This window comes from Williamsia sp. Y712, assembly GCF_059445525.1.
This window is the reverse complement of the sequence record NZ_JCAIUN010000001.1, coordinates 2,265,589-2,291,649: the sequence shown is the minus strand read 5'-3', so window position 1 is coordinate 2,291,649 and position 26,061 is coordinate 2,265,589. Positions and strand designations below refer to the sequence as shown.

Here is a 26,061-nt window from a genome sequence, read left to right as displayed (position 1 = left end):
TCTCCGCCTGAACGAAATGAACTTAACCGTGACCTCGCTCACTTTGGCGAACACCATTCTTTCAAACCCGTTCCTCGCTGCTTCACAAAGGAAGTCGATCATGACAACGACAGAAGACCGTCCGACACAAGAGCAGCCACCGGCTCCAAAGCGGCGTGACCGGACGCATTGGTTGTACATCGCGGTGATCATCGCGGTGTTCGCAGGTGTGATCGTCGGACTGGTCGCCCCGGGTGTAGGCGAGGACCTCGGTGTTCTGGGCACCATGTTCGTGAGCCTGATCAAGATGATGATCAGCCCGGTCATCTTCTGCACCATCGTCCTGGGCATCGGCTCGGTGCGGGCGGCAGCAACGGTCGGCAAAGTGGGTGGCCTGGCGTTCGGTTACTTCCTGCTGATGTCGACGGTGGCGCTGGCCATCGGGCTCGTGGTTGGCAATCTGCTCAGCCCCGGCAGCGGGCTCACGATCGATCCATCCAAGATGGGCACCGGCGCAGAACTCGCCGACAAGGCCCACGAAGCCGGCGGCACCATGGATTTCATCCAGTCGATCATCCCGACCTCGATGCTGTCGGCATTGACCGAGGGCAGCGTCCTGCAGACCCTCTTCATCGCTCTGCTCGTCGGCTTCGCGATCCAGGCTCTGCCCACCCGCAACGGCGACCCGATCCTGCGGGCGATCGAGTTGATCCAGAAGGTCGTGTTCAAGGTGCTCGGCATGATCCTGTGGCTCGCCCCGATCGGCGCATTCGGCGCCATCGCCAACGTGGTCGGCCAAACCGGTTGGAGCGCGATCACCGAGCTGTTGACCCTGATGCTCGGCTTCTACGTGACCTGCGCGATCTTCGTCTTCGTGATCCTCGGCCTGCTGCTGCGTCTGGTTTCAGGAGTCTCGATCTTCCAGCTGGTCCGTTACCTGGCCCGCGAATACCTGTTGATCTTCGCCACCTCGTCGTCCGAGTCGGCCCTGCCGCGGTTGATCGCCAAGATGGAACATCTGGGTGTCCAGCGCACCACCGTCGGCGTGGTTGTCCCGACCGGATACTCGTTCAACCTCGACGGCACCGCGATCTACCTGACGATGGCATCGCTGTTCGTCGCCGAAGCCATGGGTGACCCGCTCGCCCTCGGTGAGCAGATCTCGCTGCTGGTGTTCATGATCGTCGCCTCCAAGGGCGCAGCCGGGGTCAGTGGCGCCGGACTGGCCACCCTCGCCGGTGGCCTGCAGAGCCACCGTCCCGAACTCCTCGACGGAGTGGGTCTGATCGTCGGCATCGACCGGTTCATGTCCGAGGCCCGTGCGGTCACCAACTTCTCCGGCAATGCCGTCGCAACGATTCTCGTCGGCTCCTGGACGAAGACCGTCGACATGGAGAAGGTCGGCAATGTCCTCTCCGGCAAGGATCCCTTCGACGAGTTGTCCATGGTCGACGACGGAGACGACCGCTGGGACAAGACCGACGACTCGACCACTGCAAAAACGGTAGTCACTGCCTGAGGCGATCGACAACGCTGCGCCGCGGTTCCCCCGGGAGCCGCGGCGCAGAACCAATTCCCTTCTCCCCTAACACCATCCGGCTCCTGTTCACGACCGCGTTCATTCCGATGGCAATCCGCTCCGCTTGGGTCCAGATACTCCAGGAGCACATGCGGGTCAGCGGAGCGAATTGCAGGGATGGTCTCGGCACTATCCCCAAACCTGTTGCAGCGAAGTAGAAGTGGTGCACAATACGGGTACGCCATGTGTGCCAAATCAGTCCGGCGCGTTCGCATGTACAGTGGATCTGTTGGGATCTTCTCAGCCAGCACGCCTTAATGCTCGTCTACGGGTTCCGCAGTGAGCCAGACGCGTAAAACCGCATCCGAGAACGCTGAGTTCAATGTTCGTCGAGTCGGTCGGGTCCTCGTGGGCGGCAGATCTCGGATTGGATCGATCAAATGACTTCTAACAGCACGCCCGGTATTGCCCTCGTCGTAGGCGCAACCGGAATCGCCGGGCAGACCATCAGCGCTGCGCTGGTTGACAATGGCTGGACAACTTACGGTTTGGCGCGGGGACCGCGTAACCCGGTGGATGGCGTCATTCCGGTTGCCGCGGATCTCCTTGATCCCGGATCACTGACGGAGGCGCTGGCCGATGTCAGACCGGACATTGTCTTCCTCACCGCGTGGATGAAGCAGGACTCCGAGGAAAAGAACATCGAGGTCAACAGCGCTACGGTTCGAAACGTCCTGGGTGTACTGGGAGACAAGGACTCGGTACGCCACGTTGCACTCCTGACCGGACTCAAGCACTACCTCGGATCGTTCGACGACTATGCGACCGGCGTCATGGCCGATACTCCTTTTCACGAGTACGAGCCGCGGCTGAACACTCCGAACTTCTATTACGCCCAGGAAGACGAGCTCTTTGCCGCCGCCGAGCGATACGGTTTCGGCTGGAGTGTGCACCGGGCCCACACCGTCTTCGGCTATGCCGTTGGCAACGCCATGAACATGGTGCTGACCCTGTCCGTGTACGCCGAGATCTGCCGCGAAACCGGGGCACCGTTCGTGTTCCCCGGTTCGAAAACGCAGTGGGACGGGTTGACCGATGTGACTGACGCGGATCTTCTGGGTGAACAGATGCTCTGGGCTGCAACAGATCCCAACGGCAAGGACGAGGCCTTCAACATCGCCAACGGCGACGTGTTCCGGTGGCGCTGGCTGTGGCCTCAGGTGGCCGAGATGTTCGGAGTGGAGCCCGTCGGGTTCGAACAGTCGCCGCGACCGCTCGACGACAGAATGGGCGATGCGCCGGAGGTATGGGCCAAGATCGCGCAGCGGTACGGCCTTGCCGAGCCGGACGTGGGACGGCTCGCGTCGTGGTGGCATACAGACAGTGACCTCGGTCGCGACATCGAGTGCCTGACAGACATGAACAAGAGCAAGCAGGCCGGGTTCCTCGGCTTCCGTTCCACGGTAGAGAGCTTTGCCGACAAGGTCAGACGCTATCGGGAGTCCGGCATCCTGCCCGCCAGGTGATGTCGTCAGGCGCAGACGACCGCAGCAGACCCATGTTCATGGGCCTGCTGCGGAGGTCGGTGCGATGATGGCACACATGCCGATGCCCGCACCCCTACCCGTCAAGAACGGCGTCGGACCGACGAGGCTGCGTATCCCCACGTCCGGGCCGTGGACGACGGTCGCCGAGTTCATGGTCGCGACGTTCGACCACCTGGACCCCGTCGATCTGTACCGCCGGTTCGATGACGGCGAGATCGTCGGCACCGACGGCAGTCCGATTGGTCGCGGCACGGCGCTGGGCGGCGCGGACCCCTTCGTCTGGTACTACCGCGATCTACCGGCGGAGGAACCGGTGCCGTTCCGGGAAGAGATCCTGCACGTCGACAACGACCTCGTCGTGATCGACAAGCCGCACTTCCTGCCGACCACCCCGGGCGGGCGGTATCTGCGGGAGTCTGCGCTCGTCCGATTGCGGACGCGCCTCGACAATCCGGACCTGACGCCGATCCATCGCCTCGACCGGGCGACCGCCGGCCTCTTGATGTTCTCCGCCCGCCCCGCCACGCGTGGCGCCTACCAGTCGCTCTTCGAGAAGCGGCGTGTCGTGAAGGTCTACGAGGCGGTCTCGGCGCTGCCGCCGGGGTGGGACCCGGACGCACCGACAATCGCCGGGCGCACAGTTCCTGTCGTCTACCGCAACCACATCGCGGCGCGGCGCGGCGAACTACGGGTCACCATCGATGACCTCCTCGAGCCCAACGCCGAGACAGTGGTCGAGGTGCGGGGCCACGGCGTCAGCGCCTCCGGACGCGCTGTGCTGCACACGATCCTGCGTCCGCACACCGGCCGCAAGCACCAACTGCGGGCACACCTGGCCGCACTCGACATCGGAATCCTCGGCGACACTTGGTATCCCGACCTGATGACAGAGGAACCGGATGACCATGCCCTGCCCATGCAACTGCTCGCACGGGAACTGGAATTCACCGATCCCCTGTTGGGTGAGCCACGACGCTTCATCACCCGCCGGACGTTGAGCGAAGCGCCCATCCCGGAGCACTGACGCGCTCAGACAGTTCGCTAACCCCGATTGAGCGAGACTGCGGCCTGGACCAACGCCTCGAAAGCATCGGCGTCGAGTGCATCCGCCTCGCCGATGTCAATCGCGCGCCGGACCCCCGCATCGAGACTCGCGTTGAACAGCTTCGCCGTGTCCGGCAGGGAGGCGCCCTTGGCAAAGGTCACCTTGATCTTGTCCTTGTAGGTCTCGACTGTGCAGATGAGGCCGTCGAGCGAGAACGTCGGCACGCCATCGGGATTCGAGGCCTTGCGCCACTTTGCTTCTTCGACGACGTCGGGCTCGGCCTGCCTGATCAATGACCTCACCTCGTCGACCCGGGATACCCGCCAATCGTCGCCCATGGGGCCACGGTAACGGAAAGCCCTCCTCAGAGAACCTTCTTCACCACACTCGACTTCAACTGCATCTGCCCGAAGCCCGGCACCTTCGCGTCGATGTCGTGGTCGCCCACTCCATCGGAGATCAGCCGAATGCTGCGCACCTTGGTGCCGATCTTGACCACCCCACCGCCGGCACCTTTGACCTTCAGGCTTTTGACGATGGTCACGGTGTCGCCATCGGCGAGGACGTTCCCGACAGCATCGGTGACGACGCCACCAACATCAGCAGCATCGTCCGCACCGGGCGCCCACTCGTGACCGCACATGGAACAGACGAGCAACGCGCCGGACTCGTACGCGAACTCATTCGCACACTCCGGACACGGAGGAAGAACGTCAGACATTGAACCTGAACTCGACCACGTCGCCGTCGGCCATCACGTAGTCCTTGCCTTCGATCCGGACCTTGCCCGCCGCTTTGGCAGCAGCCATCGAACCGGCGGCGTCGAGGTCGGCGAAGGAGACGATCTCGGCTTTGATGAAGCCTTTTTCGAAGTCGGTGTGGATGACGCCTGCAGCCTTGGGAGCGGTGTCGCCCTTGTGGATTGTCCAGGCGCGGGACTCTTTTGGTCCGGCGGTCAGGTAGGTCTGCAGACCAAGGGTGTGGAAGCCGGCGCGTGCCAGGGCATGCAGGCCGGGCTCGTCCTGGCCGATCGAGTCCAGGAGTTCCTGGGCATCTTCGGGGTCGAGCTCGAGCAGTTCACTCTCCACCTTGGCGTCGAGGAACACCGCATCCGCAGGCGCCACAAGCTCTTTGAGCTTTGCGATGCGCTCGGGATCGGTCAGCACCGACTCGTCGGCGTTGAACACGTAAAGGAACGGCTTGGTGGTCATCAGGTGCAGCTCACGCAGCTTCGCGAAGTCCAGCGAATCCTTCTGCGAGAACAGCGTCTTGCCCGAGTCGAGAACCTTCTGAGCTTCCTGAGCCGCGTTGAGGACCTCGACGAGTTCCTTGTTCTTCCGCGATTCCTTCTCCAGCCGCGGCAGCGCCTTCTCCAGCGTCTGCATATCGGCGAGGATGAGCTCGGTTTCGATCACCTCGATGTCGGAGACCGGGTCGACGCGACCGTCGACGTGCACCACGTCGTCGTCGGAGAACACCCGGACCACCTGACAGATGGCGTCGGCCTCACGAATGTTGGCCAGGAACTGGTTGCCCATGCCTTCACCAACTGACGCACCCTTGACGATGCCGGCGATGTCGACGAACGACACGGTCGCAGGCAGGATCTTCTCGCTAGAGAAGATCTCGGCCAGGCGGTTCAGCCGCGAATCGGGCAGCTCAACCACACCGACATTGGGCTCGATGGTGGCGAACGGGTAGTTCGCAGCCAGCACATCGTTGTTGGTCAGTGCGTTGAACAGGGTGGATTTGCCGACGTTGGGCAATCCGACGATTCCGAGGGTAAGGCTCACGAGCAGCCAGTCTAGTTCGCCGCCGCAAGTCACCCGCGGGCCGTACGACCAGCGGCCCGATTGGGGGCCGCTGGTCGGCGCCGCTAGCTCGTCTCGGGTTCTGCGTTGCCGTTGCCATCGGGAAGGACGAGTTTGGCATCCTTGCCGTTGGCGACCACTGTTTCGCCTGCCCTGATCCCGATCTGTTCGTTCAGGTACCGCAACACGACTGCCACCACCGCAGCCACCGGGACGGCAAGGAAGGCACCGATGATGCCGAAGAGCGTGCCACCGGCCGTCACCGACAACAGCACGATCGCCGCGTGCAGATTCATCGACTTCGACTGCAACCACGGCTGGAGCACATTGCCCTCGAGCTGCTGCACCGCGACGATGATGCCGAGCACGATCAAGGCGGTCCACGGGCCGTTGCCGACCAGCGCCACCAGCACCGCGAGCGCACCGGCGACGAACGCACCGACGATCGGGATGAAACCACCGAAGAACGTGATGATCGCCAACGCGTAGGCCAGCGGCACCCCGAGGATCACCAGGCCGGCGCCGATGAGTACCGCGTCGATCATGCTCACCAGGGCCTGTGTACGGATGAAGCCGCCCAGCGTCGCCCAGATCCGGGACAGCACCTCTGCGATGTGCTCAGAAGCCGGCGCGCCACTGGTCCGGCGCAACCAGGGCAGGAACTTCGGTCCGTCCTTGAGGAAGAAGAACGTCAGGAACAGGACCGTGAACAACGTGATGAGCACCGACGTCGCGGTGGTGACGCCGGTGAAGACGCCGGAGGCGATGGTGGTGCTGGACTTTTGGATTCGGTCGGTTATCGCGTCGACCGCTGTGTTCAGCTGCTCGTCACTGACCCGGAACGGTGGTCCCTGCAACCATTCCTCGATCTCTTCGACGCCGTCGATGGCCTGTGACGCCAGATCACCGGACTGGTCGACAATCGAGGGTGCGATCGCGCTGATGATGCCTGCCACCACCCCAATGGCCAGCAAGAGCACCAGCAGCGAAGACGTCGCCGGGCCGACGCCCTTTTTTCGGAGCCAGCGCACCGGTGGCCACAGGACCGTGCAGACGATGATCGCCAGCACCGTCGGCAACAAGACGACCCAGGCCTCGCCGATGATCCACGCCAGCACCCATGCGCCGCCCGCGATCAGGATCAGACGGAGGGCGTGCTTTGCCAGCCACTGGCCGCCCTCCCCGATGATCTTGCCGCGATTCTTTTTCGTCGTGTCCTGCGCGCCGGACACAATCGTCTTCTCATTCTCGGGCCGCTTCTCGCCCGGTTCGCCCGCAGGTGTTGTTGCCATGCGTTGATGTTCACATGCCGCTCGTCCGGACACACTTCGACCTGCCGAGTCGCCATCAGATGCGTTACGCCTGACTGCGCCATCCTCGACCACGGCGTGCAGGATTCCGGACCCGACGGCGCGCGATGGGCTCTACGCATCCGAGGAACAGTGCTCGCAGCGCCTCGCCGAGTTTCCGCGGCGCGACACTCGGCGCGGTCAAGTCCCGGTAGTTGCCTCAGCCGCGGCGGCGTTGCAGCCAGCGAAGCTTTCCGCCGACGGCAACGTCATCGCGTTGCAGCGCACTCGGATCCCCGGCCTGATCGCACACCTCACCGGTCATCGCCGGCGCAGTGGACAGACCCTTTTCCGCTTCGATCGCCGATCGCACCGACTGTTCGCCGTAGAGACCCATCATGATCTCCACACCCCAACCGGGGAATTGCGACAACGGCGCTTCTTTGCGTCCCCATCGTGTTACGTACATGTGACCACCCTGGCACGCTCATCCCTGCCTTGTCCCCGTTTTCCTGCGGAAAGAGTCTAAATCCGGGACGTTGGTCCCAGACTGGACTCGATACGCAGTGTGATCTGTGCCACAGCATAATTTCCGGGTGCTGTCCAGCCTCCAGACGCTCGAATTGTCGCGTCCGATTTCCGCTAGTCCTGCACCCCGAAGACTGGGACAGTGGTTCCCATGCCCACCGAAACCGCGACGAATCCGAGACAGCTTGATTTCGATTCCTGTTTTCGTGCCCTCCAGGCCAGGGATGCACGATTCGACGGTCAGTTCTTTGTTGCAGTCCGAACCACCGGCATCTATTGCCGGCCCTCGTGTCCGGCCATAACTCCCAAGCCCACGAACGTCTCGTTTGTCCTGACCGCGGCGGTCGCCCAGCAACAGGGGTACCGGGCCTGCCGGCGCTGCCTTCCGGACGCGGTGCCCGGATCGCCGCGCTGGAACGTCAATTCGGACCTGGCATCGCGCGCGATGCGCCTCATCGAGGACGGCCTGGTCGACCGCACCGGTGTGACCGGCCTGGCCGACCACCTGGGTTATTCGCCGCGTCAACTGGGCCGGGTGCTGGGCGAACAGATCGGGGCCGGTCCCCTCGCATTGGCTCGCGCCTATCGCGCGACGACCGCCCGGATGCTGATCCAGTGCACAACCATGTCGATGTCGGACATCGCCTTTGCCGCCGGATTCGCCAGCATCCGCCAGTTCAACGACACCATTCGCGAGGTCTTCGCGCAGACGCCCACCCAGTTGCGCGCCAAGGGCGCACCGCGTCAAGCGGCCGCCACCGGCGCCGCGGTGACCCTCAAGCTTGCTGTTCGGCAACCCTTTTCGCCGCCCTGGTTGCACTGGTTCCTTTCCGCGCATGCGGTGCCGGGCATCGAGAGCTGGGACGGTGAGTTCTACCGGCGTTCGATGCCCCTGCCCCACGGACCGGGTGTGGTCGCCTTGCAGATCAACCCTGATCACGTCCGGGCCGACATCGCACTACACGACATGCGGGATCTCGGGGTCGCTGTGTACCGGATCCGCAAACTCCTCGATCTCGACGCCGACGTGGCGGCGGCCAACGAAGCACTCTGCGCCGACCTCTCGCTGATCCCCTTGATCGAGCGCATGCGCGGCATCCGCGTGCCCGGAAGCACCGATCCGACAGAGCTGTTGATCCGCACCATGATCGGCCAGCAGATCTCGTTGCCTGCCGCACGCACCCACACCGGAAAGCTCGTCGCCGCACTCGGTGAGCCGCTGGAAAATCCCCTCGGCGACATCACCCACCTGTTCCCCACCGCCGCGGCGATCGCCGAACACGGAAGCGAGGTCCTGACCGGCCCCACCGCGCGGACCACTGCCGTGAGCGGCGTGGCCCGCCAGATCGCCGACGGAGCCCTGGTGATGCATGCCGGCATGCCCGCCGCCGACGTGCGCGCCCAACTCGTCGCACAACGCGGAATCGGTATCTGGACAGCCGACTACGTCGCGATGCGCCTGCTGAACGATCCGGACGTCCTGTTGCACACCGACCTAGTGGTCCGACGGTCGGCAGCCGACCTCGGCATCGACCTCAGCAGAACACAGCACTGGTCGCCCTGGCGCTCCTACGTGTCGATGCACTTGTGGCACAACGTCATCGCCCGCAGCTCTCCCCTCCTGTCCAACGGCTCGACATCCGTCTCACCACGAAAGCAGGTCTCATGAGCACCGCAGCCTGGTCCACCATCGCCACCCCCACCGGTCCGTTCACGATGATCATCAACGACGACGCCGAAGTCCTCGCGTCGGGCTGGTCCGACGATGCCGACTACCTCAATGTCCTGATACACAAGTCAATTCGCCCATTGACGCTCGTCAACAAACCCGACCTGGGCGCGGTGACCACTGCCGCCGAGCGATACCACCAGGGCGAGGTGACCGCCATCGACAGCATTCCCGTGCGGCAACGGTCGGGCGAATTCCTCGAGCACGCCTGGGAGGTGCTGCGAACGATCCCGGCCGGGTCGCCGGTCAGCTACACCGAATACGCCGCCCTCAGCGGTCGCCCGGCCGCGATCCGAGGGGCCGCGAGTGCGTGCGCCCGCAATGCGGCGGCCCTGTTCGTGCCCTGTCATCGCGTACTGCGCTCGGACCGGTCGCTGGGCGGGTTCCGCTACGGCCTCCCCATCAAGTCCTGGTTGTTGGCTCACGAGGGACCTGACACGCCGAGTCCGCAGTTGTGAGGGCATCGGCCGAGTAGATCTCTTCGCCCCTGAGATCTCGCACCAGCCGCAACCGGTTGTGTCAGACCTCTGATGCACCATCAACACCATGAGTATCACCGCAGTCATACTGCTGATCGTCGGACTGGCGGCCGGGTTCGCCTTGGGTTGGCTGGTGCAAGCCAACAAGTCCGGGTCCGAGGTGGCTGTCGCCCGCGCCGAAGCCGATGCCGCCCACGCCAACCACGACCTGCTGGTCCGATCACTGTCTGCCGCCAGCGAAGATGCCGCACGCCGGCAGTCGGGAGCGATCGGGCAGCAGGTCTCCCACATCGTCGGACCGCTGCGCGAGACGCTCGATTCGCTGGCCGGGGAGCTCCGGCGCACCGAACGCAACCGGATCGCCGCGTATGCGGGGCTGACCGAGCAGGTCAGCGGTATGCGCGAGACCTCCGAGCATCTCGGACATCAAGCGCAACAACTGGCAGGCGCGATGCGCTCACCTCAGGCCCGCGGGCGATGGGGCGAACTCCACCTCGAGCGGGTGATCGAGGCGGCGGGGCTGCAGCGCCATTGCGACTTCACCACACAGGTCAGCGGCACCACCTCCGACTCCTCGAAGGTGCGGCCGGATCTGGTGGTGCACCTCGCGGGCGGACGCGACGTGGTGATCGATGCGAAGGTCCCACTGTCGGCGTACCTCGAAGCCGCCGACAGCACTGACCCCGCCTTCCGCACGCAGGCCTACCGCGCACACGCCAAAGCGTTGCGCACCCACATCCAGCAGCTCTCCTCCAAGTCGTACTGGGAAGCGCTGCAGAGCTCGCCGGAGTTCGTGGTCCTCTTTGTCCCTGGTGAGGCGATCCTCGAAATGGCCTGCCGCTCGGATCCCGAACTGATCGACTACGGCTTCACCAACAACGTGGTGATCGCCACCCCCACCAGTCTGGTGGCGCTTCTTCGCACGATTGCCCTCGGCTGGCGGCACGAGGCGCTGACCCGCGACGCCCAGCAGATCCATCAACTCGGCAAAGAGCTCTACCAGCGCATCGGCATGGTGAGCAGGCACATGGACAAACTCGGCGGATCGCTCACGAAAGCTGTGGAGTCGTACAACAGCGCCATCGGCACCATCGATTCGCGTGTAACGGTCACCGCGCGCAAGCTCTCCGACCTCGACGCCTTCTCCGATCTCGAGGACCTCGAGCCCCCGGTGGCCATCGACGCACAGCCCCGACGTACCGGAATCGGCCTCAGCTGACCCGATCGGCTGCGGATTTCGTCGTGCGCTAGCCACTTGACTGAGCAACTTGGATGCACGGATCCGATTTTCCTAGTGAACTTCAAGCCCACTCCAAGCGGTTCAGGCCAACCTGATTCCAGTCGCCCTTCACCCCTGGAGTCGTTCACATGTATGTCAGCCACGATCGTCGGTCCGATGTCACGGCCAGCACCTGCTCGGGCAGTGTTGTTGTCGGAGGATGGCTCCTCACCATGGCCGCCGTCGCGGCATTTGCGTTCACCACCGGCGACACCTTGCGCGACGGACCCGACGCCGTCCTGGTGAGCCACACGAATGCGTCCTTCGACCAGAGTCTGTCGGCCGCACGCAGGACCTCGCCACGCATCGCCGAGACCGGCCTCGACGGCACCCTTGCACCGCCCCCGGAAACGCCCACCACGTCCATTGCCCCCAGGGGAACCTGCGGCACACACGCGACGACCTCCACCACCGGAAGCGTGCGGCGGGTCAGCAACCGCGAAATGACCTCTCGGTCGACCCACGTCCACAGCGGGGCGGGGATCTCGCGGATCACGGCCTCGGCGTGCCGCGTGGGTTCGTCACCGAAGCTGAACATCAGCGGGGTTTCCACCCCCTCTTTCAGCCGGGCCGCCGGAGCCGCACGTCCCGTCCGGACGGAACCGGCAGTGAAGTGACCCACGGCATCACGCGCGTTCAGTACCGGATTTCTCAGGATTTACCGGTACGGTCGGTATGTGATTTCTGGGCCACGCTCGCGCTCGGGGGTTCCCCTCGATGAGCAATCCGCACTTCCCACCGCACCAGGTGTGCCATGGTGGGGCGCTGTGCTGCTGGCAGTCGGCCTGACCTCGGTCGGAGCAGTGATCGTTGTCGCAGGCGATGACGAAGCACTCGGCTTTGCATTCAAGGCGCTCTACATGATCGGCTGCATCGCTGCGGTACTCGCCGTCCGGCGCCGCGCACTGTTCACTGCCGTCGCACAGCCACCGCTGGTTCTGTTCGGTGTGGCAGTGATCACGCTTTACTTCTTGGTGTCGGCCACCGATTCGGGGCTGAAGAAGCTCGTCTTCAATGTGGCCTTGCCGATAGCGAAACTGTTCCCGGTGATGGGGTGGACGTTCCTCATCGTTCTGGCCATCGCCGCCGCGCGGATCTGGCTGACACATCCCACGAACGCCGGGAAGGTCGTCAAGACCGGCGACCGCAAGACCTCCGCGTCCAAGTCGCCGAAGAAGAGCGCAGGCACGTCGGCGGCACGCTCGGCAGACAAGACCCGGACCGACAAGACCCGAAGCAGTGCCGCGAAGGCGCCCCGACCGCAACCCCGCCCGGCAGTGGCCGACAGCGACGGCCCGGCGTCCACGGCGGTCCCCAGGCCCCGCGTGTCCCAGAACCCACGGCCGCCTATCCGCACCACTGATCCCCGGTCCCGGGCAACCGAACCCAGAATCCCCGAATCTCGAATCCCCGAACGCGGAGATGATCTGGGCGGCCCGCCGCGACGCCGACGTGCGGCCCCGGAAGTGCCCGAGGCCCGGACGCGCCGCGCAGCACCCTACGACGACCGGCAGCCGCCGCAGCCACCCGGCGCACGGGCCTACCGCGCGCCCGAAGAAATCATCTACGCGCCACCACCCCGGATCCGCGACCGCGACCTGCGCTGAACGCGTAGCCCGCCCGTCCAGTCAGGTCAGACCGCCAGTTCGAGGGTCTGCCGAGCCGCCCGCCCCAGCTCGACGCCGTAACCCGGACCGTGGCCGACCGCATGTACCGCCAGCGGGTGTAGCTGGTGCAGAGCGATGCGTTCGGGCCAGCCGTCGACCAGCTGGTACTCCTCTTCATAGCCCGCGATGACCGCATCGAGGGCCGGGCAACCGAAGAGCGCGAGCATCGCCAGGTCGGTCTCACGATGCCCACCATGGGCGGCCGGATCGATCATCACCACGCCATCGGGTGTCCACATCACGTTGCCGTTCCACAGATCACCGTGGATGCGGGCCGGCGGCTGCCCATCATCGAACACCCCGGATGCGATGAGCTCGCAGGCCTCCCGGGTGTCCGATTCGTCGGCGCGCCGCAGGTTCCCGGCGGCCACGGCATCATCGACAAACGCGAGTACGCGTTGCTGGGCGTAGAACTCACCCCAGTGCGCGGTCGGGGTCGATGGCATGGGCCGGTTCCCGATGAAGATCTGACCGGAGAATCCGGCCGGAGCACTACCGAAAGCATCGGCACCACACCCGTGCATCCGGGCCAGCATCGCGCCGAACTCCTGCGCATGTCGTCGGGTCGGTGCCGCAGTGGTCAGTCGGCGCAGTGTGATGTGGTCGTCCCCGACGTCGAGTACCTCCGGAACCGGTGCCCCGGCATCGGCAAGCCACCGGAGGCCCGCTGCCTCGGCGGCGAAGAAGTCGCGAGGAGCGTCGGATCGATGTTTACGGAATTCGCGTGAGGTCACCGCTCCAGCGTGCCGGAACGGGACCGGTCCCACTACCATTTGTGCATGGCCAGCCTGCAAGAGCGAATCATTGCCGAACTCGACGTCTCCGCGACCATCGACCCCCAGCAGGAGGTGGACCGTCGGGTGGACTTCCTCAAGCAATACCTCCTGAGCACCGGCACCAGCGGGTTCATCCTCGGTATCAGTGGCGGGCAAGACTCCTGCCTGACCGGCCGACTCTGTCAATTGGCCGTGGAATCCGTGCGTGCCGAGGGTGGCAACGCGACGTTTGTCGCGGTGCGGCTGCCCTACGGCGAACAGGCCGACGAAGAGGACGCCCAGATCGCACTGAAGTTCATCGACCCCGACCGCTCAGAGGTCTACAACGTCAAACCCGGCTCCGACGCCACCGCCGAAGTGGTTGTGCAGACGCTCGGTGAGCCGCTCCGAGACCTGGTGCGCGGCAACATCAAGGCCCGCGAGCGAATGATCCTGCAATACGCAGTTGCCGGGCAGGAGAACCTCCTGGTTGTCGGAACCGACCACGCCGCCGAGGCGGTCAGCGGATTCTTCACGAAATACGGCGACGGCGGAGTCGACGTCACGCCGTTGACAGGTCTCACGAAACGTCAAGGCGCCCAAATCCTCTGGCATCTGGGTGCCCCCGATTCGGTCACAACCAAGGTCCCGACCGCCGACCTCGAGGACGACCGCCCGGCACTGCCCGACGAAGAGGTGCTCGGCGTGACGTACAGCCAGATCGACGACTATCTCGAGGGCCTGGAGGTCGATGCCGAGGTCGCCGAACGCATCGAATCGTTGTTCCTGCGCTCGGCGCACAAGCGCACCGTCCCGGTCACCCCTTTTGACGACTGGTGGAAGAGCTAGCACCCGAATCCGACGCAGCGGCAGATGCTTCGAGACTTCGCGCACTGACCCGGGCGATGTGATCGAACTGGTTGTTCGCGATCCGCATGACGATCTCGTAGGGCAACGCGAACTTCCGGGACATCCAGTACCCGAACCGGATGTCGAACGAGGTGTACACCATGAACCGGTTTTTGCGTACACCCTTGAGGATGGCGTCTGCCGCCTGCTCTGGGGTCACCGCAACCTTGTGGAATCGCCCGATCTGCCGCGCGATGACCGGGTTGTCACGGTCGACCCCCGCGATCTCCACGGTGTTGACCAACGGGGTGTCGACCCCACCCGGACAGACGAGCGAGACGCCGATCTTGTGTCGCCGCAGGTCCATTCGTAGAACCTCGGACACACCGCGGATCCCGAACTTGCCGGCACTGTAGGCAGCGTGCCACGGCAGTGCCAACAGGCCCGCCGCCGATGACACGTTGACCAGATGGCCCCCGCGACCCCGCCGGATGATCTGCGGGACAAAACACTCGATGATGTGGATCGGTCCCATGAGATTGACATCGACCATCTGCTTCCAATGGCGATGTTCGAGGTTTTCCACTGTGCCCCATGCTGATACGCCCGCGATGTTCATCACTACGTCCATCACGCCGACCTCGGCATCGACCTGCTGGGCGAACCGCTTGACCCACTCGTAATCGGAGACGTCGCCGGCGCGGTGGAAGACCACCTTGCCGTCGGCGCGACGCACCTGCGCAGCCGTCTCGTCGAGGTTCGCCACATTGATGTCGGTGAGGACCAGTGCCGCACCTTCCCTGGCCGCCGCCAACGCGGTGGCCCTGCCGATCCCGCTTCCGGCACCGGTGATCAGTACCCGCTTGGCTCGCAGGTCTTTCACAGGAGGTTTCATCACCAGTAGGTCTTTGACGCTCATACCTCAACCCTACGGGTCATATCTGTTCTCAGATGGGGAGTTTGCCGCCAAAGATCTCGTAGACGACCGAGAGCATCGCCTCCAGGACCTGCGACGCCACATCGTTGCCCTGCGTTGCCAACAACCCCTCGATTCCTTCGGAATCCTCGGCTTCGAGCAGCGAACTGATCAGCGGCAGAAGCGACTGCAGACCGGTCAGGTCAATACCTTCGGACTCTGTCCCGGACCCCGGCACCGTCGACGGTGCGCTCGTTCCGTTCTCACTGCCGAGCGGCTGGCTCGGCAGGCCCATACCCGGAGCGACCGTGCGTGTCGGTGTTGCGGACTTGGGTGTTGCGGACTTGGGTGCAGTGGTCTTCGGCGCTGCGCTCGTCGGTGCGGCCGTGGTCCGCGCTGCCGTTGTCGGGGCAGCGGTTGTCGGGGCAGCGGTGGCCGGTGCCGGTGCAGCCGGTGCCGCAGGGGTCGGTGCAGCGGTGACCGGAGCTGGTGAGGCCGGCGCTGCCGTCGTCGGGGCTGCTGTCGTCGGTGCCACCGCGGTCGGTGCGGCAGTCGTCGGGGTTGCTGCGGTCGGTGCCGGCGTGGTGGCCGTATCCCCCGTCAGCAAGAACCTGATCATTCCGTCGATCAGACCGATGGCGTACTTGATCTGGCCATCGGGACCGGTGAGTGCCGCGGCGTCGGCGGGATTGGACAGATTGCCCAGCTCGACGAAGACGTTGGGCACCTTGGTGAGGTTGGCCGCGGCGATATCCGCCCTGGTCTGCAGGCCGTCCTGCGCACCGGCGTAGTTCGCGGGCGCCAGCCCGGCGTCCTTGAACGCATCACGCATCAGTCCGGCGGCATTGAGGCCGGGACCGGACTGCACCTGCTGCACCGTGGCATCAGGGACCGGGAGCTGGGGAACGATGATGTGGAAGCCACTCTTGCTCTCGTCAACTCCGGGAGAGGTCGAGTCGGCGTGAACATTGACTGCCATATCGGCATTCGAGGCGTTGGCCGCGTTGATCCGCTCGTCGATGCACCCGCCCCAGCCGGTGTCGTCCTGACGGCTCAGGACCACCTTGGCGCCCTGGCTTTCCAGGCCTGCCTTCACGAGCTGGGAGATGTCCCAGTTGACCTTGTGTTCGGCCACACCATTCGCGCTGGTGGCGCCGGTGGTCTGACAGTCCTTGGTTCCGCCTCGGCCGTCGGGTACCGGCTTGTTCAGGTCCTGACCCGCGGACGAACCCTGATGTCCGGGATCGATGAAGATGGTCTTTCCGACAAGCGAATCACCCTGTGCCGGGGCGGGCTCGGCTGACGCCGTCGCCGGCATCGCGATCAGTGAAGCGGCGAGGGCCAAGGTGGTGAGCCCGGCGACGCGCATGTTCTTCTTGGTCACGGTGTTCCTTTCGCGTGCGCCGAAAAGGGCCGGCGCGGCCTTCGGACCGATCGGTTGATGGTGTGGCCGGCCAGGACTCGACTCGGACGCCACTTACGCAACTTCAGTCACAGAATTCACTTCTGTAACAGTGAACCAGTCCTTGAGACTTTTGGGAAATGGGTGTCCGCTACGTCCGAAACCGTTGTCAGGTCGTGACCCGGCCGATGCTCAATCGTTCGGTCGCAGCCGATGACGACGCAGTTATCACCGGGTAGCCTGCGCCGCCTCGGCCGGCGGGCTGTTCGAGTCGGTGGCTCGAAATCCGTCGATCGCGAGGGCGGCGAATCGTCGGGCGGCAGTGGTCCGCCCCTCCAGTCGCGCTGTGGCCAGTCCCCGCCCGGCGAGCAGGACGAGGACAAAATCGTCTACGACAAAATCTGCGCGAAGCGCGCCGGCATCCTTGGCTCGACGGGCGATACCGGACAGTTCGCGCAACACCTCGCGGCGATGCGCCGCGAGATCGATCGCCGCCGGCTGGGCCGACATGAACGCGTCCGTGAAGCCCTGGTTCTGTGCGTTGAGGACAGCGAGGCGCTCGATGACTGTGCAAAATGCCCGCCATGGATCGGGATCATCTACCGCATCGCGAACGATTCCTCGACAGGCATCGAGCTCGTCCATGAAGGCCTCGACCATGAGCGCGTGCTTGGTCGGAAATCGCCGGTAGAGCGTCGCCGGACCGACTTGGGCGTGGCGTGCGATCTGACGCATCGTGACCTCGAGTCCATCGCGGGCGAACAGCTCGCGCGCCGCGGACAGGACGCGATCCCGGTTCTCTTGTGCGTCTACGCGAAGCACCTGAGGCAATGTCTCGTCCATCTCTCTCACTTTAACGATGTGGACGCCTGCGTCCACTAACTTTCGATCCGGGGGCATTCCCCCGACAATTCGCGGAATCAGTTGAGGAGCAACCCAATGCGCGCAGTGACCATTCGAACCTTCGGCGACCCGGACGGCATGGAGATCGTCGATCTGCCGGAACCGACTCCCGCCACCGGCGAAGTTCTGATCCGTACCGAAGCGATCGGGGTCGGCGGTGTCGACGTCATGATCCGGCGAGGCACGCTCGGCGGACCCGACTTCGCCGAAGGCATGATCGCGGGCAGTGAGGTCGCAGGCATCGTGACCGCGGTCGGCGACGGTGTCGACTCGTCGTGGATCGGCCGCCGCGTCTGGGCGTTCACGGGCACCACCGGTGGATACGTCGAGCAGGCGGTGGCCGCCCTTGACGACATCGTGCCGCTGCCGTCCGAGCTCACTTCTGTCGACGCCGTGACCCTCGGAAGCGCCGCGCCCGTCGCACATTTCGGTCTCGGCCGCGCACACCTGGCCAAAGACGAGACCGTGCTGGTGCGCGGGGCGGCGGGCAGCATCGGCATCGCAGCCGTGGAACTCGCGGCCCGGGCCGGCGCCGGGGCGGTCGCGGTCACCACGTCGTCCACCAAACGCGGAAATCGACTGCGCTCGTTCGGGGCCACCCATGTCCTCGATCGAGCCGGAAACAGCGATGCGGCCGCGCCCACCGAGTTCGACGTGATCCTCGACATCGTCGGCGGCCCGGCCCTGCCGTCTTTCATCGACAGACTCGCCCCGAACGGCAGGCTGATCGCCGTAGGTGTCGTCGGCGGGTTTCCACCGGCAGACTTCGGTACCGCGCTCCTCGGCGCATTCCGGAAATCGATCTCATTCGGCACGCTGAGTCTGGACACGGTGCCACGGAACGAACTCGCCCGCGTTCGCGCAGAGCAGTTCGACGCGGCGTTTCGGGGCGACATCCACGCCGTGGTCCACGACGTCCTGCCGTTGAGTTCTGCCGTCGATGCGCACCGGCTCATGGATGCCGGCGAGGTGTTCGGACGGATCGTGCTGGTGCCGTGATACTGCGCACCGGATCGGCCTAGCGCAGGTAGCGGGTGATGCTGAGCATCGACTGCTCGTCGACGCCACGTGCGGTGCGGCATCCATCGAGCCCCGAAAGAACCTGTGCCTCATCGATTCCCGCGCCGATGATCACCAGCTCGGTGCGACGCGACTCCCCCGGTTCCCACTTCTGTGCATGCACGCTGACGTAGTTGCCGACGGTGTGGACGAGATACTTGCGCCGGTGTCCCGCGACATCGAAATGCACAAACCCCTTGATTCGAAAAACTCCGGCAGGCGGTCGTTCCAGGAATGCGGCAAGCGCGCGCGGATCCATCGGACCCGACTCGGTGAAGGTGACCGCCTGATAGTCGTGATGCAGGTGCGCACAGTGGTCGTCTGCGTCGTCTGCCTCCATCAGCAACTCGTCCAGGCCCAGCTGGCGCGGGCCGTCGTCGGGCACCTGGCGGGGCGTCAGGTCGGTCAACAATCCCAGATCGACTGCGGAGTCGCGGGTTTCGATGATCGGAGCAGTCGGATTGTGTGTCCGGGCGACCGCACATGCTGTGTCGATCACCTCTTGCCCAGCGAGGTCGACCTTGTTGAGCACGATCAGGTCGGCAAGTGCCAGATGCTGATCGATCCGGGCGTGCTGAGCGCGGGTGTCAGCATAATTCGCGGTGTCCACCAGGTACACCAAGCCGCCGTATTCGACGCGAGAATTGGTGCTGCCCACCACCATTCGGACCAGATTGCGCGGCTCCGCGAGCCCGCTGGCCTCGACGACGATCAGGTCCAAGCCGGCCTTCGGCGCCGTCAACGCCTCGAAGGTCGCATCGAGTCCGTCGTCGTCGACGGTGCAACACATGCAGCCGTTCCCCAGCGCGACGGCGCCGTCCACCTGACCGGCCACCAGCATCGCATCGATGTTCACGGACCCGAAGTCATTGACCACCACACCGATTCGCAACCCCGAACGGGTGCGCAGCAGATTGTTGAGGAGCGTTGTCTTCCCGGCACCGAGAAATCCGGCAACCAGCAGAACCGGAATCCTCCTCACGCGTCCCTCATACCTGGGCGTCGGCCGCACACTGCTCGCAGACCACCACCAGTTCCCGGCCGCCGGGATCGGGGTAGTTCGCGACGTTCTTCGTCTCCGCGCCACAGCGGGTGCAGGCCCCGATGACCTTCGCGTGGTCGGAGAAGTCCAGGCTCATCCGTTTGTCGAACACATACAGCGAGCCGTCCCACAGACCGTCGTCTCCGTACTTCTCGCCATAGCGGACGATGCCACCGTCGAGTTGGTACACCTCGTTGAAGCCACGGTTGCGCATCAGCACCGACAACACCTCGCAGCGCACGCCGCCGGTGCAATAGGTGACAACCGGTTTGTCCTTGAGGTGGTCATACTCGCCGCGCTCGATGAGGTCGATGAAGTCGCGGGTGGTCTCGGTCGGCGGTACGACCGCATCGCGGAACCGGCCGATCTGGGCCTCGAGGTGGTTGCGGCCGTCGAAGAAGACCACGTCGTCGCCCCGTTCGTCGACCAGTTTGTGGACGCCTTCGGGGCTCAGGTGGGTGCCGCCGCCGACCACTCCGGACTCGTCGACCTGTACTTCACCGGGCGTACCGAACGTGACGATCTCGGGGCGCACCTTCACGCTCAGGCGAGGGAAGTCGTCGCCGAGCCCGTCGGACCACTTGATGTCGGCGTTCTTGAACGCCGGGTAGGCCCGCGTTCCGCGTACATAACGCTTGACCGCACCGATGTCGCCGCCGACCGTGCTGTTGATTCCGTGCTCGGAGATGATGATCCGGCCCGTGACCCCGACTGCTTCGCATAATGTGTGCTGCCAAAGCCGTATTGCCTCGGGGTCGGCGATCGGCGTGAAGACATAAAAAAGCACAATCTTGGGTGTCGACACACAGGTAAGGGTACTGACATGGGGAAATCAACGATCGGGATGGTGCTGGTGTGCGCCGCGGCGATCGTCACCCTCGGGGGATGTTTGGCCGAGGACGGGCCGAGTACCAAGGAGCTACCGCCCACCGACGAGTTGTCCACCGAGCGGCCGACGTCCACCAGCACCACGACCTCTCGCGGTACGTCGACCACCACCACCCGATCCGGCGCCCTGACGATCGGCGAGGTGATCAGCATCGCACCACGGGTCGACAACACCGATTTCCACGAGGCGGCCCCCGCCGCGGGTGAGGCGGTGCAGGACACCTCCGAGTTCCATTTCAGTACCACCGACGGCGAAGTCCACTGCTCGACCGTGGACCGCGACGCCGCCACCCTGGCGTGTGACGTGGCGGGCGAGGACGCGCGGCCCGAACCCAACTCGACTCCGGCGGCCTGCACCTGGGAAGGCGGCTACGTGGTCCTGACAGAGACGTCCACCCAGGGCACCTGCACCGACACACCGTGGGTATGGGTCCGCAGCGAACCGCTGCTGTCCGGTTCGACGATCTCGGTCGGGAACTTCCAATGTCTGGCAACCCCCACCGGGTTGTACTGCCTGAATACCAGGTCAGACAACGGTTTTGCCGTCCGGGACGGTGCATATCGGGCAATTTCCGGGGCCGATCCGGCACCTGCGGCGCTGACCGAGATCCCGGCGCCTGGCGAGCCGATCGCCACCCCGGCCGGTTGAGAAGAAACGGCTATAGACTTCAACGCATCACATGTGGCCTCGGCCGGAGGCGAAGTTGACGTCCGTGAAAGGTGAAGGTCATGACCTATCCCCCGCCGTACGACCCGAACAACGACCCGCTGCGCAAGCGCGACGACAGTTCCGATACCCAAGGCAGTACCCCGACCCCGGGTGACGAATACCAACAGCCCGGCTACCAGCAACCCGGGTATCAACAACCGGGATACCAGGCCCCCGGGTACCAGCGGCCGAACTACTCCCCTCCCAATTACGAGCAACCGGGCATCGGTTATCAACAGCCGGGTTATCAACAGCCGGGTTATCAACAGCCGGGGTACCAGCAGCCCGGCTACCCTGTCCCCGGTGGCTACGGGTATCCCGTCAATCGGGAGACCAACTCGAACGCCATAATCGCGCTTGTCTGCGGTATTGCCGCCTTCGTGATCTGCGGGCTCGGCGCCATCCCGGCGATCATTTTCGGCAACAAGGCAATTGACGAGATCAATGCATCGGGCGGCACCCAGGACGGCCTGGGGATGGCCCAGGCCGGACGCATCATCGGATGGGTCGCGGTCGCGCTGTGGACGATCGGCATCGCACTGTTCGTGATCCTGCTGATCGCGGCCGGGGCGTCGTCGAACTGATCGTCAGGACAGCAGCAGCACACCGCAGGCGATCAGTGCGGCGAACTTGACCACCTCGAAACCGATGTAGACCAGGTGCGCTCGCGAACCCGCACCGCTCTCGTCACCGGCCAGCACGCGATCCGAACGACGGGCCAGCGCCGGCCGCACACCCACGATCTGGACGACCAGCGCGCCGATGGCAACAGCGGCCGCCGCCACGGTGGCCGTTGTCGGTGATCCGATGATGAGCCCGGCCACCAGGGCGGCGGCAAGCACCGCCTCGGCAATGTTCAACGCGCGGAACACGAGTCGGCCGATGCCCAGTCCGATGCGCAGCGTCACCTCCGGCGCCCGGAACTTCAGGGGCGCCTCGATGAACGAGATCGCGAACACCATGCCGATCCACACGAATACCGCTGCTGTCGCCAAACCCACGTCGCAATCCCCCAACTCGTTTCCGCTGACTAATCCTCTGGCAGACCAGAGAATTCGATGACCGCTATCAGATCGTCGATGGCCTGACACAACTCGATGATCCGCTCCACCGTGCCCGGCGCCGACAGAACCTTCAACCGGTCCGCAGGCCCCAGACCCAGGCGGACCGCGGTGTCGTAGACCTTGGCATCGACCGGTCCATCGCCGCTCAGCGGCTCGACCAACCGATCTTCGACAACGATTCCGCGCACGCGGGACAGCACCGACGACAGTCCGTCGAGTCTCTCCCGAAGGGGCTCCAGATCTGCCGGATACGCGATGGGATCGGTGCTCGGCCACATCGTGATGTCTGCCATCGGATAAGGGTTGTCGGGCAGCCACGATCGGACCCGGAATCGGTCGGTACCGACGCACGTGAGGTGATAGCGCCCATCGGGTTGGGCGGTGCATTCTTCGATCTGTGCAAGTGTCCCGACGTCGACTCGTTCTTCACCGCCACCGACCTCACTGCCGCGCGAGATCAGCACGACACCAAAGCTGTTCGTTCCGTCGATCGCCGTGCAGTCGGCCACCATCTGCCGGTATCGGTGCTCGAATACCTGCAGACTCAGCGTTTCGCCGGGCAGCAACGCGATTCCCAGCGGGAACATCGGGTGTGCGGTCATCTCTCAAGCATGCCTGGCGAACTCGCCCCGGCACAGCCCGACCGGCCGATCTGGTCAGAAGTGCTCATGTCAGGCCACGGCCCAGCAGCCGGTCCGTTCCGGCGGCACGAATCGCCGATACCCGCTGCAACACCCGCGCATACCGCGGCATCACCTCGACGGGTTGATGACGGACGGCATGGGTGATCCACGATGCAGCCTCGTCCGCCGTCAGCGCGGGCAGCCCGTCGTATTCGGCGGTGGGTGCGATCATCGGGGTCCGGATGAGGGGGAAATAGACCGTGGTGACCGCGATTCCGTCACCGGCGAGTTCTGTTCCGATGCTCCTGCCGACGATGCTCAGAGCCGCTTTCGACCCTGCGTAGGCCGAGAACTTCGGCATCGATCCGGCGGGCACGCCCCACGTCGAGATGTTGATGATGTGCCCGCTCCCACGCACTTTCATGCCGGGCAGGAATCCCAGCATCAGGCCCACCGGACCGAAGTAGTTGACCGCCATGGTGCGGCGATAGTCGTGCAGCCGGTCCACCGAGTCGATGGCGGTACGCCGGATGGACCGTCCGGCGTTGTTGACCAACACATCTGGCGTCCCGTGTTCCTCGAGGATCTCATCGACGAGCCGCCGGACGTCCGCCTCGTCGGCCAGGTCCGCGGGATGGCAATGCGCAACACCGCCGTCGGCCACGATGCGGTCCCGAACGGCTTTCAATCCCTCCGCGCCGCGCGCAACCAGGATCAGTTCGGCGCCCTGTTTGCCCAGTGCCAGTGCGGCGGCCTCACCAACTCCTGACGACGCACCCGTGATCACGATCGCGGAATCACGGATCGGCGCGGATGTTCCGGCCATGAAGGTGGCGCCGAGCGAATGCGGACGGGCGAGGCCGAAGCGGGCCAGGTGCGCGCCGAGGCGCCGGGCTGTCGTCATGACTGCCCACCCTTACACACCCGCGGCGACGATCGGACAGAGGTCGAACCGAGGGTCAGGACTTGGCGGCCGCGAACTCCCGCACCAGGGCGTCATCGAATGCCGGTAGGTCGTCGGGATTGCGGCTCGTGATCAGCACGTTGGGCCCTGCGGTGCAGACCATGACCTCGCGGTCGACCCACTGGCCTCCGGCGTTGGTGATGTCGGTACGCACGCTCGGGTACGACGTCAGGGTGCGCCCACCGAGTACGCCGGCCTCCACCAGCGTCCACGGTGCGTGACAGATCGCGGCCACCGGTTTGCCCTCGGTGAAGAACGACGCGATGAACTGCACCGCGTCGGGGTCGGTTCGCAGGTTGTCCGGGTTGGCGACACCACCGGGCAACACCAGGGCATCGAAATCGGCCGATGGAACCTCCGAGACCACGGCGTCGACCGCAAACGTGTCGGCCTTGTCGAGGTGGTTGTAGGCCTGGATCTTGCCGGCCTCCGTTGACACCAGATGCGGCGTGCCACCGGCGCTGCGAACCGCTTCCCAGGGCTGTGTCAGCTCCACCTGTTCGGCACCTTCGGGTGCCACGAGAAACGCGATCTGCTGTCCGTCGAGTTCGTGTGCCATGTTCTTTCACCTACCCGCGCCGGTGACGCCGCAAACCATCCGACGCCCTGTGGTCAGCGCACGGCGGCCGGCGCCGAGGCGGGCCGCACCAGCCCGCGCGGACGGACGATGCCGAGTTCGAGATGCGTGATCACTCCGGGTTGCGCATCGCAGACATCGGGGATGGCGTTGGCGCCGATATAGCCCGTCCACGGCAGAGCACCGTTGCCGTCCTCATCGTTGACGCGGACGCCGCGGGACAGGCTCAGGTCCAGGCCGGGTTCGCCCTCGATGACCACCCGGTAGTTGGTGTCGTCCCCGCAATCGAAACGAGGTTCGATGTCGTCGCCCATGACCCAGAATCCGTGGAACGTGATCAGCGGCGCGCCGTCGGCCCACGCTGTCCATTCGTAGTGCTGGCCGGCAACTGTTCCGGCCTCGACAACGCCACCGGGATACGCGATGTCCTTGGTGGCGGTGGCCAACTCCAGCGTCGTGGTGATGTCGGTGATCGTCGCGCCCAGGGTCTGGGCGATCATCTCCATCGACTGCGCATAGATGTGATGGGTGTCGGGAGAGCGGCTCGGGTTGGCGAGCACCTCGTCGGGAGCGCGCCCGAAGCCAAGGGCCGGAATGTAGTTGGAGGGATGTGCGAGGAAGTCCGCGGTCTCGTACACGTGGATTCGGTCGATCCGGCTCATCAGGCGTAGCAAGGTCAGTGGCAGAAGATCGCTCGCGAATCCCGGATGCAGGCCGGACCCATGGAATGAGGTGCCGCCGGCTCGGCAGGCGGCCTCGACCGTGTCGAGGAACTCACTCGTGCGCTCTGTGCGGAAGAACGGGCCCATCGGGGTGACGACGTTCTTGCCGGATCGCAGCAGCCGACAGACCATGTCGAGGTCCGGCAGCGTTCCGCGGGGTGCAAAGTGCACACAATCGGCGTCCAACGCGACGATGGCATCGACGTCGTCCGTGGCGATCACACCGGTAGCCGGCAGATCCGCGAGTTCACCGGCATCCTTCCCGACCTTGTCGGGGTCGGTGACAACGACTCCGACCAGTTCGAACGCAGGATTTTCCACGAAATGTCGTATCGCCTGGCGGCCGACCTTTCCGGTGGCCCACTGGATCACGCGGTAGACGGGCTCTGCATGCGACGTCGTCATGGGACTCCTGAGTGTGTGTCGGGTCACTCAACGTAACACGACCAAGAGTGCACTTCTCGTAATCGAGAACGGAGTTCCGCACCGCAAGATCCCGATGATCAGCACGTTTCGGCACCGGTTCGGCAGCGGCGCCCCGAACCACTGGACGTGACAGGAGTCACAGTTTTACGGTGGGGTATGGCTACCAAGACATACAGAAAGCAGGTCGTCCACCACTGCCCCACCTGCGGCCGGCACATGGAGGTCGAGGTGCACGAGTTCCGCACGTTCGGGGGCGATATCCACAAAACGAAATCAGACCCGGCATGCAC

28 protein-coding genes are annotated in these 26,061 nt (G+C 64.7%); 11 read left to right on the top strand and 17 right to left on the bottom strand.

Annotated elements, in window-relative coordinates:
- The first annotated feature begins 100 nt into the window (after positions 1 to 100).
- The 3 genes from AC1D75_RS10410 to AC1D75_RS10400 all read left to right on the top strand — a co-directional run bounded on the left by AC1D75_RS10410 (position 101) and on the right by AC1D75_RS10400 (position 4,069).
- Positions 101 to 1,498, top strand: a complete 1,398-nt coding sequence (locus tag AC1D75_RS10410) for a cation:dicarboxylate symporter family transporter (RefSeq protein ID WP_495515154.1) — start codon at positions 101 to 103, stop codon at positions 1,496 to 1,498.
- A gap of 440 nt (positions 1,499 to 1,938) precedes the next feature.
- On the top strand, positions 1,939 to 3,024 hold the full coding sequence (locus AC1D75_RS10405) for an SDR family oxidoreductase (protein WP_495515153.1): 1,086 nt from the start codon (positions 1,939 to 1,941) through the stop codon (positions 3,022 to 3,024).
- Positions 3,025 to 3,088: 64 nt separating this feature from the next.
- Positions 3,089 to 4,069: a pseudouridine synthase gene (locus AC1D75_RS10400; RefSeq protein WP_495515152.1), complete on the top strand. Its 981-nt coding sequence runs from the start codon at positions 3,089 to 3,091 to the stop codon at positions 4,067 to 4,069.
- 17 nt (positions 4,070 to 4,086) lie between these two features.
- On the opposite strand, the gene AC1D75_RS10395 is transcribed toward AC1D75_RS10400, so the two are convergent.
- From AC1D75_RS10395 to AC1D75_RS10375, 5 genes are all read right to left on the bottom strand, one after another.
- On the bottom strand, positions 4,087 to 4,428 hold the full coding sequence (locus AC1D75_RS10395; protein WP_495515151.1) for a DUF1801 domain-containing protein: 342 nt from the start codon (positions 4,426 to 4,428) through the stop codon (positions 4,087 to 4,089).
- A gap of 26 nt (positions 4,429 to 4,454) precedes the next feature.
- Positions 4,455 to 4,811 (bottom strand): zinc ribbon domain-containing protein YjdM, encoded by a 357-nt coding sequence (locus AC1D75_RS10390; protein WP_495515150.1) that lies wholly within the window; start codon positions 4,809 to 4,811, stop codon positions 4,455 to 4,457.
- Positions 4,804 to 5,883 carry a redox-regulated ATPase YchF gene (gene ychF / locus AC1D75_RS10385; RefSeq protein WP_495515149.1) on the bottom strand — a complete coding sequence of 360 codons (1,080 nt, stop codon included), beginning with the start codon at positions 5,881 to 5,883 and terminating at the stop codon, positions 4,804 to 4,806. The genes AC1D75_RS10390 and ychF overlap by 8 nt, the downstream gene beginning before the upstream one ends.
- Before the next feature lie 83 nt (positions 5,884 to 5,966).
- Entirely contained in the window at positions 5,967 to 7,193 is a 1,227-nt protein-coding gene (locus tag AC1D75_RS10380) for an AI-2E family transporter (protein ID WP_495515148.1), read from the bottom strand.
- A gap of 217 nt (positions 7,194 to 7,410) precedes the next feature.
- Positions 7,411 to 7,659: a hypothetical protein gene (locus tag AC1D75_RS10375; RefSeq protein WP_495515147.1), complete on the bottom strand. Its 249-nt coding sequence runs from the start codon at positions 7,657 to 7,659 to the stop codon at positions 7,411 to 7,413.
- A 210-nt stretch (positions 7,660 to 7,869) separates the two neighbouring features.
- Here AC1D75_RS10375 and AC1D75_RS10370 point away from each other — a divergent pair, with 210 nt between their 5' ends.
- The 3 genes from AC1D75_RS10370 (at position 7,870) to AC1D75_RS10360 (ending at position 11,145) form a co-directional block, all read left to right on the top strand.
- A complete protein-coding gene (locus tag AC1D75_RS10370) occupies positions 7,870 to 9,387 on the top strand; it encodes an AlkA N-terminal domain-containing protein (RefSeq protein ID WP_495515146.1) in 1,518 nt (505 codons plus the stop codon).
- Positions 9,384 to 9,905: a methylated-DNA--[protein]-cysteine S-methyltransferase gene (locus AC1D75_RS10365; RefSeq protein WP_495515145.1), complete on the top strand. Its 522-nt coding sequence runs from the start codon at positions 9,384 to 9,386 to the stop codon at positions 9,903 to 9,905. Before AC1D75_RS10370 ends, AC1D75_RS10365 begins: the two co-directional genes overlap by 4 nt.
- An 88-nt stretch (positions 9,906 to 9,993) precedes the next feature.
- Positions 9,994 to 11,145, top strand: a complete 1,152-nt coding sequence (locus AC1D75_RS10360; protein ID WP_495515144.1) for a DNA recombination protein RmuC — start codon at positions 9,994 to 9,996, stop codon at positions 11,143 to 11,145.
- A 145-nt stretch (positions 11,146 to 11,290) separates the two neighbouring features.
- Here AC1D75_RS10360 and AC1D75_RS10355 read toward each other — a convergent pair whose 3' ends face one another.
- A complete protein-coding gene (locus tag AC1D75_RS10355) occupies positions 11,291 to 11,758 on the bottom strand; it encodes a hypothetical protein (RefSeq protein WP_495515143.1) in 468 nt (155 codons plus the stop codon).
- Positions 11,759 to 11,882: 124 nt separating this feature from the next.
- Between AC1D75_RS10355 and AC1D75_RS10350 the strand changes: the two genes are divergently transcribed.
- Positions 11,883 to 12,812 carry a DUF6542 domain-containing protein gene (locus tag AC1D75_RS10350; RefSeq protein WP_495515142.1) on the top strand — a complete coding sequence of 310 codons (930 nt, stop codon included), beginning with the start codon at positions 11,883 to 11,885 and terminating at the stop codon, positions 12,810 to 12,812.
- Between the two features lie 26 nt (positions 12,813 to 12,838).
- Here the strand turns inward: AC1D75_RS10350 and AC1D75_RS10345 are convergent, their stop codons facing one another.
- Positions 12,839 to 13,645 (bottom strand): fructosamine kinase family protein, encoded by an 807-nt coding sequence (locus AC1D75_RS10345; RefSeq protein ID WP_495515141.1) that lies wholly within the window; start codon positions 13,643 to 13,645, stop codon positions 12,839 to 12,841.
- A gap of 6 nt (positions 13,646 to 13,651) precedes the next feature.
- Between AC1D75_RS10345 and nadE the strand changes: the two genes are divergently transcribed.
- Positions 13,652 to 14,476, top strand: coding sequence for an NAD(+) synthase (gene nadE / locus AC1D75_RS10340; protein WP_495515140.1), 825 nt, complete (start codon positions 13,652 to 13,654; stop codon positions 14,474 to 14,476).
- Here the strand turns inward: nadE and AC1D75_RS10335 are convergent.
- The 3 genes from AC1D75_RS10335 to AC1D75_RS10325 form a co-directional block, all read right to left on the bottom strand.
- Positions 14,445 to 15,395 (bottom strand): SDR family oxidoreductase, encoded by a 951-nt coding sequence (locus tag AC1D75_RS10335; RefSeq protein WP_495515139.1) that lies wholly within the window; start codon positions 15,393 to 15,395, stop codon positions 14,445 to 14,447. The genes nadE and AC1D75_RS10335 overlap by 32 nt on opposite strands.
- A 28-nt stretch (positions 15,396 to 15,423) precedes the next feature.
- Complete coding sequence (locus AC1D75_RS10330; RefSeq protein WP_495515138.1) at positions 15,424 to 16,776, bottom strand: N-acetylmuramoyl-L-alanine amidase family protein; 1,353 nt, start codon at positions 16,774 to 16,776, stop codon at positions 15,424 to 15,426.
- Between the two features lie 246 nt (positions 16,777 to 17,022).
- Positions 17,023 to 17,637 carry a TetR/AcrR family transcriptional regulator gene (locus AC1D75_RS10325; RefSeq protein ID WP_495515137.1) on the bottom strand — a complete coding sequence of 205 codons (615 nt, stop codon included), beginning with the start codon at positions 17,635 to 17,637 and terminating at the stop codon, positions 17,023 to 17,025.
- A gap of 96 nt (positions 17,638 to 17,733) precedes the next feature.
- Here AC1D75_RS10325 and AC1D75_RS10320 point away from each other — a divergent pair, with 96 nt between their 5' ends.
- The gene (locus tag AC1D75_RS10320; protein ID WP_495515136.1) at positions 17,734 to 18,696 is read left to right on the top strand and encodes a zinc-binding dehydrogenase; all 963 of its coding nucleotides are present in this window, start codon (positions 17,734 to 17,736) and stop codon (positions 18,694 to 18,696) included.
- Positions 18,697 to 18,715: 19 nt separating this feature from the next.
- Here AC1D75_RS10320 and AC1D75_RS10315 read toward each other — a convergent pair whose 3' ends face one another.
- A complete protein-coding gene (locus tag AC1D75_RS10315; RefSeq protein WP_495515135.1) occupies positions 18,716 to 19,738 on the bottom strand; it encodes a CobW family GTP-binding protein in 1,023 nt (340 codons plus the stop codon).
- Between the two features lie 7 nt (positions 19,739 to 19,745).
- Positions 19,746 to 20,603, bottom strand: coding sequence for an oxygen-dependent tRNA uridine(34) hydroxylase TrhO (gene trhO / locus AC1D75_RS10310; protein ID WP_495515134.1), 858 nt, complete (start codon positions 20,601 to 20,603; stop codon positions 19,746 to 19,748).
- A gap of 18 nt (positions 20,604 to 20,621) precedes the next feature.
- On the opposite strand from trhO, the gene AC1D75_RS10305 reads away from it, so the two are divergent.
- On the top strand, positions 20,622 to 21,335 hold the full coding sequence (locus AC1D75_RS10305) for a hypothetical protein (RefSeq protein ID WP_495515133.1): 714 nt from the start codon (positions 20,622 to 20,624) through the stop codon (positions 21,333 to 21,335).
- 80 nt (positions 21,336 to 21,415) lie between these two features.
- Positions 21,416 to 21,979 (top strand): DUF4190 domain-containing protein, encoded by a 564-nt coding sequence (locus tag AC1D75_RS10300; RefSeq protein WP_495515132.1) that lies wholly within the window; start codon positions 21,416 to 21,418, stop codon positions 21,977 to 21,979.
- A 3-nt stretch (positions 21,980 to 21,982) separates the two neighbouring features.
- On the opposite strand, the gene AC1D75_RS10295 is transcribed toward AC1D75_RS10300, so the two are convergent.
- From AC1D75_RS10295 to AC1D75_RS10275, 5 genes are all read right to left on the bottom strand, one after another.
- Positions 21,983 to 22,357, bottom strand: a complete 375-nt coding sequence (locus AC1D75_RS10295) for a hypothetical protein (RefSeq protein WP_495516039.1) — start codon at positions 22,355 to 22,357, stop codon at positions 21,983 to 21,985.
- Between the two features lie 68 nt (positions 22,358 to 22,425).
- Complete coding sequence (locus AC1D75_RS10290) at positions 22,426 to 23,061, bottom strand: LON peptidase substrate-binding domain-containing protein (RefSeq protein ID WP_495515131.1); 636 nt, start codon at positions 23,059 to 23,061, stop codon at positions 22,426 to 22,428.
- 64 nt (positions 23,062 to 23,125) lie between these two features.
- The gene (locus AC1D75_RS10285) at positions 23,126 to 23,986 is read right to left on the bottom strand and encodes an SDR family NAD(P)-dependent oxidoreductase (RefSeq protein ID WP_495515130.1); all 861 of its coding nucleotides are present in this window, start codon (positions 23,984 to 23,986) and stop codon (positions 23,126 to 23,128) included.
- Positions 23,987 to 24,041: 55 nt separating this feature from the next.
- Positions 24,042 to 24,605: a type 1 glutamine amidotransferase domain-containing protein gene (locus tag AC1D75_RS10280; RefSeq protein ID WP_495515129.1), complete on the bottom strand. Its 564-nt coding sequence runs from the start codon at positions 24,603 to 24,605 to the stop codon at positions 24,042 to 24,044.
- Between the two features lie 53 nt (positions 24,606 to 24,658).
- Complete coding sequence (locus tag AC1D75_RS10275) at positions 24,659 to 25,750, bottom strand: NAD(P)H-dependent amine dehydrogenase family protein (protein ID WP_495515128.1); 1,092 nt, start codon at positions 25,748 to 25,750, stop codon at positions 24,659 to 24,661.
- Between the last annotated feature and the right edge of the window lie 311 nt (positions 25,751 to 26,061).

Coding starts and splice junctions, on each gene's coding strand:
- AC1D75_RS10410 (WP_495515154.1), top strand. CDS start 101: ATGACAACGACAGAAGACCGTCCGACACAAGAGCAGCCACCGGCTCCA.
- AC1D75_RS10405 (WP_495515153.1), top strand. CDS start 1,939: ATGACTTCTAACAGCACGCCCGGTATTGCCCTCGTCGTAGGCGCAACC.
- AC1D75_RS10400 (WP_495515152.1), top strand. CDS start 3,089: ATGATGGCACACATGCCGATGCCCGCACCCCTACCCGTCAAGAACGGC.
- AC1D75_RS10395 (WP_495515151.1), bottom strand. CDS start 4,428: ATGGGCGACGATTGGCGGGTATCCCGGGTCGACGAGGTGAGGTCATTG.
- AC1D75_RS10390 (WP_495515150.1), bottom strand. CDS start 4,811: ATGTCTGACGTTCTTCCTCCGTGTCCGGAGTGTGCGAATGAGTTCGCG.
- AC1D75_RS10380 (WP_495515148.1), bottom strand. CDS start 7,193: ATGGCAACAACACCTGCGGGCGAACCGGGCGAGAAGCGGCCCGAGAAT.
- AC1D75_RS10375 (WP_495515147.1), bottom strand. CDS start 7,659: ATGTACGTAACACGATGGGGACGCAAAGAAGCGCCGTTGTCGCAATTC.
- AC1D75_RS10370 (WP_495515146.1), top strand. CDS start 7,870: ATGCCCACCGAAACCGCGACGAATCCGAGACAGCTTGATTTCGATTCC.
- AC1D75_RS10365 (WP_495515145.1), top strand. CDS start 9,384: ATGAGCACCGCAGCCTGGTCCACCATCGCCACCCCCACCGGTCCGTTC.
- AC1D75_RS10360 (WP_495515144.1), top strand. CDS start 9,994: ATGAGTATCACCGCAGTCATACTGCTGATCGTCGGACTGGCGGCCGGG.
- AC1D75_RS10345 (WP_495515141.1), bottom strand. CDS start 13,645: ATGGTAGTGGGACCGGTCCCGTTCCGGCACGCTGGAGCGGTGACCTCA.
- nadE (WP_495515140.1), top strand. CDS start 13,652: ATGGCCAGCCTGCAAGAGCGAATCATTGCCGAACTCGACGTCTCCGCG.
- AC1D75_RS10335 (WP_495515139.1), bottom strand. CDS start 15,395: ATGAGCGTCAAAGACCTACTGGTGATGAAACCTCCTGTGAAAGACCTG.
- AC1D75_RS10325 (WP_495515137.1), bottom strand. CDS start 17,637: ATGGACGAGACATTGCCTCAGGTGCTTCGCGTAGACGCACAAGAGAAC.
- AC1D75_RS10320 (WP_495515136.1), top strand. CDS start 17,734: ATGCGCGCAGTGACCATTCGAACCTTCGGCGACCCGGACGGCATGGAG.
- AC1D75_RS10305 (WP_495515133.1), top strand. CDS start 20,622: ATGGGGAAATCAACGATCGGGATGGTGCTGGTGTGCGCCGCGGCGATC.
- AC1D75_RS10300 (WP_495515132.1), top strand. CDS start 21,416: ATGACCTATCCCCCGCCGTACGACCCGAACAACGACCCGCTGCGCAAG.
- AC1D75_RS10295 (WP_495516039.1), bottom strand. CDS start 22,357: ATGGTGTTCGCGATCTCGTTCATCGAGGCGCCCCTGAAGTTCCGGGCG.
- AC1D75_RS10290 (WP_495515131.1), bottom strand. CDS start 23,061: ATGACCGCACACCCGATGTTCCCGCTGGGAATCGCGTTGCTGCCCGGC.
- AC1D75_RS10285 (WP_495515130.1), bottom strand. CDS start 23,986: ATGACGACAGCCCGGCGCCTCGGCGCGCACCTGGCCCGCTTCGGCCTC.
- AC1D75_RS10280 (WP_495515129.1), bottom strand. CDS start 24,605: ATGGCACACGAACTCGACGGACAGCAGATCGCGTTTCTCGTGGCACCC.
- AC1D75_RS10275 (WP_495515128.1), bottom strand. CDS start 25,750: ATGACGACGTCGCATGCAGAGCCCGTCTACCGCGTGATCCAGTGGGCC.